Annotated in this window: 10 protein-coding genes and 3 pseudogenes; 5 read left to right on the top strand and 8 right to left on the bottom strand. The window is 63.4% G+C overall.

The features are described from left to right. Positions 1-285: 285 nt before the first annotated feature. From ACZYZE_RS18760 to ACZYZE_RS18750, 3 genes are all read right to left on the bottom strand, one after another. The gene (locus ACZYZE_RS18760; RefSeq protein WP_463909523.1) at positions 286-1,227 is read right to left on the bottom strand and encodes a ferritin-like domain-containing protein; all 942 of its coding nucleotides are present in this window, start codon (positions 1,225-1,227) and stop codon (positions 286-288) included. A gap of 1,143 nt (positions 1,228-2,370) precedes the next feature. Beyond that, entirely contained in the window at positions 2,371-2,856 is a 486-nt protein-coding gene (locus ACZYZE_RS18755; protein WP_459320208.1) for a hypothetical protein, read from the bottom strand. Continuing rightward, positions 2,853-3,269, bottom strand: coding sequence for an ester cyclase (locus ACZYZE_RS18750; protein ID WP_463909521.1), 417 nt, complete (start codon positions 3,267-3,269; stop codon positions 2,853-2,855). Before ACZYZE_RS18750 ends, ACZYZE_RS18755 begins: the two co-directional genes overlap by 4 nt. A gap of 728 nt (positions 3,270-3,997) precedes the next feature. On the opposite strand from ACZYZE_RS18750, the gene ACZYZE_RS18745 reads away from it, so the two are divergent. The 3 genes from ACZYZE_RS18745 to ACZYZE_RS18735 all read left to right on the top strand — a co-directional run bounded on the left by ACZYZE_RS18745 (position 3,998) and on the right by ACZYZE_RS18735 (position 4,976). Then, positions 3,998-4,225, top strand: a complete 228-nt coding sequence (locus tag ACZYZE_RS18745) for a hypothetical protein (RefSeq protein WP_463909520.1) — start codon at positions 3,998-4,000, stop codon at positions 4,223-4,225. 167 nt (positions 4,226-4,392) lie between these two features. After that, positions 4,393-4,605, top strand: a complete 213-nt coding sequence (locus ACZYZE_RS18740; RefSeq protein ID WP_459320450.1) for a hypothetical protein — start codon at positions 4,393-4,395, stop codon at positions 4,603-4,605. A 194-nt stretch (positions 4,606-4,799) separates the two neighbouring features. Then, on the top strand, positions 4,800-4,976 hold the full coding sequence (locus ACZYZE_RS18735; RefSeq protein WP_234754158.1) for a CsbD family protein: 177 nt from the start codon (positions 4,800-4,802) through the stop codon (positions 4,974-4,976). 321 nt (positions 4,977-5,297) lie between these two features. Here the strand turns inward: ACZYZE_RS18735 and ACZYZE_RS18730 are convergent. After that, a pseudogene (locus tag ACZYZE_RS18730) lies at positions 5,298-5,547 on the bottom strand (amino acid transporter); the annotation flags it as partial. A gap of 205 nt (positions 5,548-5,752) precedes the next feature. Here ACZYZE_RS18730 and ACZYZE_RS18725 point away from each other — a divergent pair. Further along, the gene (locus ACZYZE_RS18725) at positions 5,753-5,956 is read left to right on the top strand and encodes a tautomerase family protein (RefSeq protein WP_463909517.1); all 204 of its coding nucleotides are present in this window, start codon (positions 5,753-5,755) and stop codon (positions 5,954-5,956) included. A gap of 178 nt (positions 5,957-6,134) precedes the next feature. Here the strand turns inward: ACZYZE_RS18725 and ACZYZE_RS18720 are convergent, their stop codons facing one another. Next, positions 6,135-7,187 carry an SDR family oxidoreductase gene (locus ACZYZE_RS18720; protein WP_463909516.1) on the bottom strand — a complete coding sequence of 351 codons (1,053 nt, stop codon included), beginning with the start codon at positions 7,185-7,187 and terminating at the stop codon, positions 6,135-6,137. A 96-nt stretch (positions 7,188-7,283) separates the two neighbouring features. On the opposite strand from ACZYZE_RS18720, the gene ACZYZE_RS18715 reads away from it, so the two are divergent. Beyond that, positions 7,284-7,598 (top strand): ArsR/SmtB family transcription factor, encoded by a 315-nt coding sequence (locus tag ACZYZE_RS18715; RefSeq protein ID WP_463909515.1) that lies wholly within the window; start codon positions 7,284-7,286, stop codon positions 7,596-7,598. 204 nt (positions 7,599-7,802) lie between these two features. Here ACZYZE_RS18715 and ACZYZE_RS18710 read toward each other — a convergent pair. From ACZYZE_RS18710 to ACZYZE_RS18700, 3 genes and pseudogenes are all read right to left on the bottom strand, one after another. Next, a pseudogene (locus ACZYZE_RS18710) lies at positions 7,803-9,116 on the bottom strand (IS1182 family transposase). Between the two features lie 610 nt (positions 9,117-9,726). Then, positions 9,727-10,083 carry a YciI family protein gene (locus tag ACZYZE_RS18705; RefSeq protein WP_459320447.1) on the bottom strand — a complete coding sequence of 119 codons (357 nt, stop codon included), beginning with the start codon at positions 10,081-10,083 and terminating at the stop codon, positions 9,727-9,729. Between the two features lie 76 nt (positions 10,084-10,159). Beyond that, positions 10,160-10,561: pseudogene (locus ACZYZE_RS18700) on the bottom strand (Type 1 glutamine amidotransferase-like domain-containing protein); the annotation flags it as partial. Between the last annotated feature and the right edge of the window lie 215 nt (positions 10,562-10,776).

Genomic DNA, 10,776 nt, shown 5'->3' with positions numbered 1-10,776 from the left:
CCAACGCCCGAGCGGGCCACCGAACCCCGGTCGCAGCCCTCGCCGCCCACCAGACCCGCGACCAGGAACCCCTGGCCGCGTAACCGAAAAACAACGATTAAACTGTCTCAGAAACTTGACGTGCGCATCAAGCCCGGGCAGCCAACATGGGTCAGAACCGGGCGCTGCCCGGGGCCGAACCCGTGCCGCCCAGCACGGAAGGAACGAACCTCCCGGTCAGGGAAAGCTGGCGCCCCTGCGGCCTGCCTGCCCAGACCCCGGCGTTTCTACTGGTGGTTCTCGGTGTTATGAGCTGGCGGCGCTGGTGTTGATGTCGCCGTTGACCCCCTTGGGGAAGAACCCGCCTTCGCGTACTGCCTTGGGAGTCAGATAGGCGATGTTCAGGACCTGTCCGGCGCTGCGGCTGAAAGCAATGCCGTTAGCGTCCGTGGGGACGAGGTTGGCGGTGTCTTTGGTGCCGATGCCCTGGTCGAGGTCCGTGGACCCGTCGAGGCTGTCCCGGGCATCGGAGATGGCCTGGACAGGCATCTGCAGATCCCGGGCGTAGAGGGTGGTTCTGATGATGCCGGCGTGGTACGCCTCGACAGCGAGGATGCCGGCGGCGGCTTCGAGGTAGGTTTTGTTATCGATCAGCGGTGCTGCTCCCTTGTAGGCGGTGACGCCGACGTCCTCGAAAATGAACGCACCCAGAAGAAAGCTGATTTCATCGGCGAAGGGGTTGAATTTCTGGCCTGCCTTGATCAGGCCCGCGGCCTTCGCCGCGGCGGTGAAGCTGGCCTCCAGATCAATCTGGGGCCGGGAAACAGCGGCTTTGCCCAAAGCGGTGCGAAGGAACTTGACGTGCGATTTCTCGTCGGCGGCTATTTCCTTGGCGTATTTTTCGATCAGGCTTCCGGATTTGAACGGGACCTTGGCTCCTCCGGTGACCCCGCCCTTGCGTCCCTTGCCGTCGGTGAGGTCGTCGTCCAGGCCGCGGCCTGTGACGGCACGCAGGTAGAACTCCGCCTCGAGGTATTCCAGGTTGAGGGCGAAGTTCAGAATTGCCCCGTCGCTGGGCCCCTTGCCGGAATTCTCTTCCTCCCGGGACGCATACGCCGGTGAGCTCGCGAGCAGGGCCGCGGCGCCGCCGATACCTGCGATCCCGGCCGCCCGGAACAGGATACGCCTATCCACCGGGTCTTCGGCGCTGCGGCTCATTGCATCGGTGATGAATTTCTGGTCGAACATCGGTGTGCTCCTGTCATGAGTGCGATTTTGAGACCATGACAATTCGCAGGGTACTCCCGCCGGGCGGCGGCCGGAAGAGTCAGCGCGAAACTGTGGCATCCCGGGGCGGGGAATCGCGTCAAGTCTTCCGTTCAGTTTTTGCGGTTCCGTAGACCGGCCCCCCACTCCGCGGGACGCAACCGAGCCCTACCCAAACGTCGGCATACCGCGGACGTCAGCATAATCGGTCCGAATCGGCGCCAAGGATGGGGAACGGGAACGCGGCGGTGGCGTCTCTGACGGCCGCGAAACCCATTTCTGTGCCATGTTGATCACCGAGCGGGTTTCCGTCCGGCCGGTCACGATGTCAGTGAAATCAAGGGCGAAGCAGATCTCGCCCTCGTAACTGCCGCTCCCGTAGCCGACCCGATCGATCTCGACGAACCCGTGATCCCATGGCCTACGGCGGCCGCCTCCGTCGAAATAGGCTCCCGCGGCAACCAATGGATACAGCCGGCGCAAATGGGAGAACGCCGTGGCCATTTAGTTGGCGCAGATCGGTGAATGGGCGGAGTGTCTGATGCGCGCCTGCCCCGTATCATCCGCCGCCCCAAACCCCCGACGACCGTCTGGGTCGGCATCACCCCTATCGGATTTGCTTCTCTCACGAAGGTGAGGCGGCATACTCCCATACAATATGTGCCATGGAGTCCGCAGTGCTGTGCCCGGAGTGTTTTCATATTCGTCCGGACCTAGGAACCCCTCCGCTGAAGCGCTTGCGCGGACTCGGGCCGGCCCTGGCGGGGCGATGCCCTGTGCTGGTCGAAGCCGAGGAATCCGTCGGTGGTGTAGCCGGCCCCTGCTGGTGCGCCGACGAATTTCACAGGGAGATTGCCCGGTCGCCCGGACGCGGAAAACGCCCCCCGGCCGCCGTCAAGGAAGACAGGCACAGGGGCGTCATAAATGTCCCACCCACATCGGGGGGATATCGAAAACAGGGGACCGGGCTACGGCCCCCTCTGAGGAGGTGGGCAATCGATGCCTCACCGGCGTTTAGCCGGGAATCGGATTCCCGGGCTTTTCTGAGCCCCGGCCAGAAATTCGGAAGACGGCTTGGACGGTCGGAGGTGCAACCGAGAAGCCTGCCCGTTGCGCCCCGGCGGGTCAAAGCGGGCGGGAGGCGGCCGGGTCCAGTGCGTGCAGCACGGCGCCTGTCACGATGCCGTAACCCAGGTGCGGGAGGATGTCGCTGGCCCAGTCCGCAGGAGACCAGGTGCGGGGATCGGTAATTCCCAGAACGGTCATAGGGCCGTTGCTGCCGATCAGTGCGCCGGCCGCCGCAATCAGTGACGAACCGAGGAGTCCTGGCCGGTATCCGGCCTCCCGGGAAAGCCCGAGAACCGCACCGACGCCGGCGCCGACGACAAGTCCTGTCAGCGGGCCGAGCCCGGCTAGCCGGTTCGTGCGTTCCTGCTCTTTGCCGGGGATCCTCACGCCGGAGACGTCGGCCAGTTTTTCCACGGTGGCCTCGGGCGTGCTGCTGGCGGGGCGGGCCCGCCAGACCATGTCCAGGTAGGTGAGGGTGTTTAGGGCTGTGGTCCCGGCGCCGCCAGCTGCGGCCCCGGAGGCCAGTGCTCGGACGATTCTCATGGCTTCGCGGCAAGTCCGAGTTGGGTGAGCATGCCCAGTTGGTCGCTGCTGCCCCATCGCTCGACGAGTTTGCCGTCTTCGAAGCGTCCGATCTGCATGCCCCGGATTTTGAAGTTCCGGCCGGTGGGCGGGTGACCCATCAGCGGCCCCTGATGTGTCCCGGTGATCGTGTACGCGAACGCGACGTCGTCGTCGGTGGCTGTGAGGTGTTCGACGTCGATGTGCAGATCCGGAAAAGAAGAGCGCAACCCTGCGAACAGGTCTTTGAATCCCTGCGGGCCCGGTCCTTGTCCCGGTGCCGGGTCGTGGTCGACACAGCCGGCCGCGACGACGTCGTCGAATTCTTCGAGTTTGCCGCTGTTTACAGCGGCGCCGAAGCGCTCCTGGGCGTGGCTATTGGCGTCCCTGGTCATGGATCCTCCGTGTGTGGCTGTCAGGCCGGTCCGTGCGGAACGGTCTTTTGTTGTCATCTCTCATCGTGCGCGCTGGTCTGCCCGGGAGCAAGGGCAGTGGCAGCGGTTTCGGCCGGGCCTGCCTCAGTCCGGGACTCTCAGCCGGCGGGCCCGGGGGCACGTGTGGACGTGTAGCCGGGCACGTCCCTGCGGGTTCACCGGAGGAGTGTCAGCGCCGCGGCGGCGGCGAGGACCGCGGCTACGTCGGCGAAGGCGGTGAGGCTTTTGTCGAAGAACCACACGGGTTCTTAAATGGCGGGGAAGGGGCCGAACGCGGGGATGTAAACATCGCGGTAGAGCAGGAGTCCCGCAAGTCCGCCGCCAGCCGTGAGCAGGGCCAGTACCCAGGCAGGTCGCTGCCGCGGATCAGGACGTAGAGCCCGGCCAGGGCAGCGGCCGCGGCTTCGGCGAGGATGAGGTTGCCCGCTCCGATGCCGTCGGGGGCCGCCAGCTGAAATCCCGGACCTGGAACTACCGCCCGCGGGTCATTCGCTGTGCTTTACCCCCGTCATTAGGCTCCCCGTGGGCCTGAACGCTGACAAGAACACCGGTCGCGGCCCGGTGTCACCATCGGTCATACGTCGGCGGCCGTCCGAGACCCTGACGTGGAGCACCGTCGAACCCGCAACGACGACCGCAGCGGCTCGCTCCCTCTGTTCCTGTATAGAACTCAGTGGGATAATTCGCTCATGGACGAGATTACCGAACGGGTTCCGGTCCGGTCCGGGCCAGCCAGTCCGGACCGAATCGACCGGGGCTTCCGCCGGCCGGTTCATGAGAACCTGACCACCCGGCAGATGCGTGCCGTCGGCCAGCGCCGCCATGACGCCGAGGAAAAGCTGGCCCGGCATCTGGAACAGGCCCGGTACCCCTCTGCTGCGGCTCACATATCGGAGCAAACACGAGCTGATCAATAGAGCCCGGCAGCGGCCCGGCGCTGGAGACAGTGACCGGGCAATGACCCTGTCTGGCTGCTGGTAACCGGGGACGCCCACGGGGACAACCAGCAGTATGGTTGCCGGTCTCCACATTTGAGTCCGGCACTACTATAGTTTCGTTCACACCCCGCGGCGGGAGATGAGCGATGATGCGCGGATTTGGCAGGCGTCCAACAGGCAGGCGCGGAATTGGCCTGATCGGGGTCTTGTATCTGGCCATCGGAGTCGTCGTCGCCGCCACCCACGGTTACCTCGTGGCCTGGAACATCCCCGGCAACATCCTCGAAGGCCTCGCCGCGATCGGCCTCTGGCCGCTCGTGGCCATCTTCGGGGTCGATCTGCACACCCTGATCGCCTAACGCCCTCAAACCTGCAGCGAATACCCGGCAACGAAATCCCCGCACGGATCCCCCACCGACACGCACCCGGCGCGGCCCGGACAAGCGGATAATCGGTTGACCACAGCACCCATGAGTGACGGTTCGTCCCTACAATTAGTTATCGGCCTCCGCGGCATCCACGCCGCGGAATCGACCACATAACGAGAACCGCCATGGGTTTGGGAGACAAGATCCACAACGCTGCCGAGAAACTCCACGGCAAAGGAAAAGAGGCCGCCGGTGACGCCACCGGCAACGACCGGCTGAAGGCCGAGGGCAAAGGCCATCAGGTCAAAGCCGATCTCAAGCAGGCCGGCGAAAAAGTCAAAGACGCCTTCAAGAAACACTGAGACAACAGCCGGGCAACGTGCGGCGGACGGATCACACCACCGCCGCGCTAATGACTGCCGTCCAAAAGTACCTGCTAAGCGCCTCTCGCGGCCGGCCTCCAAGACGGCGACAGCCATTCCTCAACGGCCGGAGTCCTCCCGGAACCACGACAGCGACCTGGACTTGCTCCACCCGGAAGGTTCGTGCCAGCCCCGGCCCGGGTGCGGGCGCGGGGTCCGGAAGCTCAGGGCCTTCGGTGGACGCCCGGGGATGCTGCAGCCGGGCTAAGGCTGAGGCGGGGAGAAGGAGTCGCTCTGCCTCAAGCACGTGGACGGCCTGGGTCAGCCGACGTGGACCCCTGGGCGGCGGGTGACGCCGGCTTCGGCTCCGCGGAGTACTTCGCCGGTGACGGCGGCGATTTCGCCGTCAAACATGAAGAGAAAGCGCAGCAGGTGATGACGGGGTTGCCTTCGGTCGAGCGGAACTAGATGTGCGGCATCAGGCCGGTCACGGCCGGATCTGCAGGAGGTCGGAGGCGATAATGTTGGGAACGACGGGTCCGTGGACTTCCAGGATCCTGTAGCCGTGCTGGCAGTAGAACGCAGCAGGTGTCGTTGAGTCCCATAACGGGTAGCTAGCGTATGTGACCATGACCTATGTGGAACCCTGAACGGGACGGCTTCGCGGGGCCCAGCGCGGCCAGGATGGCCAACTTCAGGAGATTTGCGCACTTCGAGACGCATCAGGCCTGTCCGGAGTCCACCCGTTCCTCTGCGGATAATGCCACAATCTGTGCATGACCCTCATACAGGTTCTCAATACATCCCCCTCCTCCACTGAAAAGAAGCGTCAGCTACTGGCTGCGCTAACGGCCACTTACGCTGAGGTCATGGAAATCCGTCCGGACACGATTCGGGTGATCTTGCACGAGCTCTCCCGCGAGAACTGGTCTGTCGCCGGCGTCACCCTGGCGGAGTCAGGACAGAACGAATCCGTCTGAACCGGAACGGCGCAATACCCGCTGGAAATCCGCTGCCCCGAATCAATTTGCAATCACCGCAAGAACCCAAGGATCCCTCAGCGGGAACGACTGACGCAGCCGCAGCCGGACCAGCGGCCGCGTCAGTTTGTAACATCGTCCGGGCAGGCGCTTTGACTGCGAGGCCCCTGCCGTTTGCTTAGGGAATCAGTCGCTGGTCTCGGAGACTCTGGAAGATTCTCAGGAACATCGCTTCGCTGTCAACGTATGTGTGGAAGCCGGCACGCCTCGATTTTGATGTGTCGGCGATGACGTCGTAGTCCCACGCGAAGACGAAGTCGCCAAACTGCCAGGAGGACACATCAGAGTAGGGGGTCTTCGCCAGAGCGTGCTTCGCAACCATTGCATCCCAGAGGTCAGATTTTTCTGCCATCACGTCGCTCAGGCTCATCGGCAAAGGTGGCGCTACATCGAGGTCGAAGAACGCTGCAATTTTCGGCCACATCGAGGACCAGCGGAACATGTCACCGTTTGTGATGTTGAAGGCTTGGTTCCTGCTGCCGGGGTTCGTTGCAGCCCAGACGGTAGCTTCCGCCAGCAGCCCTGAGTCCGTCATCTCGATCAGGCTTGTGTAGGCCCCGGGCTTGCCAGGGAACCGGAACGGGACGCCGAGCTCTTTGCTCATAGACGCGTACACCGCAATCACCATGGCGAGGTTCATGGGGTTACCGAGCCCGATGCCGGCCACAACCGAGGGGCGCAGTGCGGACCACGACCAAGCGGCGTCAGCCTGCCGGCGCTCAAGGAACTGTTGCTGGTCGACGTTGAACTCCGGCGGCATGTGCGGCGGATCGTCCTCACGGGCCGGCGTCGAGAAGGGCCCCAGATGAGCGCCATAGACCTTGTACCCCTGCATCAAACTGATGTGCTCTAGGTTCGGCGCCACAGGTTCGATCGCGTCGACGACATTCGTGAGCATCGCCAAGTTCGGCGGCACCAGTTCCGCCCAGCTGGCGCGATCCTGATAAGCGGCATAGAAGACATGAGTGACCCCAGTCAGGCTGGCGAGTTTCAAAGCGGTGTCGTCCTTGTCCAGAAGGTCAACGGCGATATGCCGAATCGATCCCTGACTAGCCCCTCCCCGCCGAGAAAGTCCGATGATCGTCCAGCCTCCCACGCGGTCGAGGTGCTCGATCAAGTTTCCGCCGATCACACCCCGCGCTCCGACGACTAATGCAGTTCTCGTTGCCATGCTTCCTCCTTCATCGTAAAAACGTGATTTACCGATCTAATTTGTAGCACAGCATCGTAACATCGCGATATTACGATTTATTGCTACACTGGAGGCATGGGAGAACTCAGTGACGATCAACTGGTGAGCGCATTCAAAGCGCTCGGCCACCCAACCCGCTTGGCAATTCTGGACTGGCTCAAGGACGGCAACTCATTTCCGCCGCAGGATCGGCCAGCGGACGAGGTCGGAGTGTGTTTGAAACACATTCAGGCGCGTGCAAACGTGTCACAGTCCACCGCTTCACAGTTCATGGCGACCTTGCAACGCGCGGATCTTGTGATCTGCACTCGCATCGGCCAGTTCTCCCACTACCGACGTAACGAGCAGACCATCGCCAAGCTCGGCAAGGCCATCGGCGCCGACGTTTAGCCGCACCACTGCCCCGACAAGATCACCATGCGAACCCTAGGAGCGTGGGGCGGTAGTGCTTTCCGTGATCCACGAGTAGCCCTGCCTGCTGACCGGTGAATCGTTGTCATTCTGGTGGCCGGGCTGTCCGAAGCGGTGCTGGGTCTGTTACTGCGGTGGCCGGCGGCTCCGGGCCGGGCACCGGTGGCCGCGTCGGCTCGTGGATTAGGCTCCTGCCTGGGCGGGGAACCCGGCTTTCCCTTTGAACGTGAAGAGTTTGAGCAGGTTGTGGCAGCCAGGTTCCACTCGTGTCGGGCTGGTTCGAGTCCGCGCAGGAGCACGTGTTTGCCCTGCCGGGTGTGGATCTGGCCGAACACCGGTTCGATGATGGCCTTGCGGCGGGCGTAGACGGCCCGGCCCTTCTTTGTTTTCAGTTTCCGGCCCATCCGCTCCCGTCCGGTGGCCTGGGCGGGGATCCGTCCCCGGGGAGCGTCCGGGACCTGCTCGACGTGTTTGAGGCGGCCGGTGGCGATGAAGAATTCGCTCTGCCCGGCAACGGTTTCCTCCAGGGAGGCCACCTGCTCAAGGTTGCCCGCGGAACAGTAGCCGGCGTCGGCGAGGAACTGCCGGCCGAGTGAGCCGTTGATCTCCCGGGTCTTCTCCAGCATCGGGACCAGTTGCTGGACGTCGACCGCGGTGTTGTTCAGTTCGGTGGCGACGATGACCTGGTGGTCGGCGTCGACCACGGCCTGGGCGTTGTAGCAATAGTGGTAGGAGCCGTCGGCGGTCTTCATGATCCGGGAGTCGGGGTCAGTGAAGTTCCGCTGGGCCGTCGGCCTGACCTGCGCCTGGGCCGCTGCTTCGTCGCCTTTGCCGGCGGCAGTGTCGTCATCGTCGCCGCGGTCCCGGGCTTTCTGCTCGGCCTCCGTGCGAGCCTTTTCGGCCGCGTCGTCTTCGAGCTGTTTGCGGGCGGCGGCCATCTTCAGCCGTGTCAACACTTTGCGCGTCGGCGAGCATATCGGAGACCTCGGCGGCTAGGATTTTCTGCTTCTCGCTCAGCCGGGCGTAGCTCATGGCCTTGCGGCGGGAGGGGTTGGCCCGCACCTTGGTCCCGTCCAGGGCGACCCGGCCCAGGGAGACCATGCCCGCGGCCCGGCACAGTTCCAGGGCCTGCAGGAACACGTTGCCCAGGGCGGCGAGGTGGCGTTTGCGGAACCGTCCGATGGACCGGAAATCCGGTGCCTGCTGCCCGGCCAGCCAGCGGAACGCGACCACGTCCACGCAGGCCCGCTCCAGCTCCCGGGAGGAGCGGACCCCGACGCAGTAGCCGTAGAGCAGGACCCGGACCATCAGCCGCGGATCATACGGCGGCTGGCCCTTCGTCTTCGCATACGAGCCGTAAAACCGGGACAGATCCAGCTCCTCCGCGACCATATCTGCGATAAAACGGGCCAGATGATTCTGCGGGAGCCACTCATCCAACGACGGCGGGACCAGCATCACCGCGTCCGGCTCAAACGGTTTGAACCGCTTGTTCACACCCGCGCCGGCCTCAACCAAAGCATCGCCGGCCGGTTCCACCCGCTCAACGAGAGCTTCATCAAACAGGCCGTCCTGAGACTCAGAGTTCATACCCCCAATTCTTCCAGCCACCACGCCAAGGCCCCGGAATTTCACCCGGCGTTCTAACGACTACTGACCCACGCTCCTAGTCATGCTCCGCGACCTCGGCCCCGAGCGCACCGTCAGCGACTAGCAGCGGGCCGCAGGGCGAAACCGCGCCAGATACGTGGTAATAGGGTTCAGATCAGATTCGCCATGCCCTCGGCGGCAATCTGGGCCCGTAGCTCGCGCTTTCTAATCGGCCACCAAACGCTGCTGAAAATACGCCAATTATACCGTTGCGAATCACAACGCAGAGTCTGATCGGGGCCACCAGCGTCGGTGCGTTGTCTTGAAAAGCTGTAGCTTTCCAAGACAGCATTTAACCGAACTGCGGTACGAATCGGCGTTCGCTTGTCGCACCTTCACCGGGCAATTTCTCAGGCGGGCATAAGGGAATCGGGCCGGTCAGCGCTGGGTAGAGGCGAAGGGGTCGGGCTAACGTTCGAAGTGGTGTCCCGGCCGATGACCCTTTTTCGTGCATCGTCTACTTGGTATTGGTCGTGATGCCTCCGCTATGTACGGGGCGAACTTCAACGCCGCCAGTGCGCGTGCGGACCGCTGGGTTCAAGCGGGCAATCGCTACAGCGGCGTCGAGATCAGGAGCGTCTACGACGTAAAAGCCTGCTACAAACTGGCCGGCTTGCACGAACGGTCCAGCGTCTGTGCTGTCTCGTCGGATGGACACCGCATTAGCCCGAGGCGTCAAGGCATAAGCAAGCGACATAGCGCCTGAGACTGAAAGGTCTCGTGCGTGCTGGTCGTTCTCTTCGAGTTCAGCCTCTGCTGCGTCAACAGCATGGAGGGACTCGTCTGCATAAATGAGGATGGCAAATTGCGGCATTGGTCGTCCTTTTCGTAGAGATCAATGGGCTAGTCAAGCTTGAAGCTGCAGTGTCCGCAGAGCGCCCCCTGAGAAATCAATTCTGACTGCGTCGTAGTGAGCAGAGAAGCTCCCAGTGCCCCTCGGAGATGACCTCAACGGTGCCGTCGGTCACCTTTATAGCCGTCTGGTCGTCGATGGCATACGCCGGACCTGCGTCGGCAGCCCATCTCCTCGCCTCGGCCATGCTGTTCTCCGGCATCAGCTCGTGACCTAGATGGGGGACGATCGAGAAGTCGACCGCCCCCCAGGGTGTGGGCGCCCCCGGTCGGCGGGCTCCAGTTGACGAAGTCGTTACCGATCCCGGGGTCATCACCATGCTTCCGGCGCTCACTCCAACCCAGACCATCTCCTCCAACGAAGGCAAGAGGTCCGTCAGCCCGGAGTGGCGCATCCAGTGGCATAGGAACATCGCATCGCCGCCGTCCACGAGCAGGACATCGGCCTCCCGGACCTAGGGGATCCAGCGCTCCTCGCCGATGCTGGGCAGTGCGGTGAGCTCGAGGACACCCACCGACTTCCAGCCCAGTGCGGCCGTATGGTTTTGTGAGACAGCTTGTTAGGAGCCCTTCTTCGCATGACCGACCGTAAGAGGTATAGCCAGAAGTACAAGGACGACGCCGTGGAGCTCGTGATTTCCTCGGGTCGTCCGAT

The sequence above is a fragment of the Pseudarthrobacter woesei genome (assembly GCF_055412745.1).
Note: the sequence above shows the minus strand (reverse complement) of the source record. Positions and strands in the feature narration are given on the sequence as shown.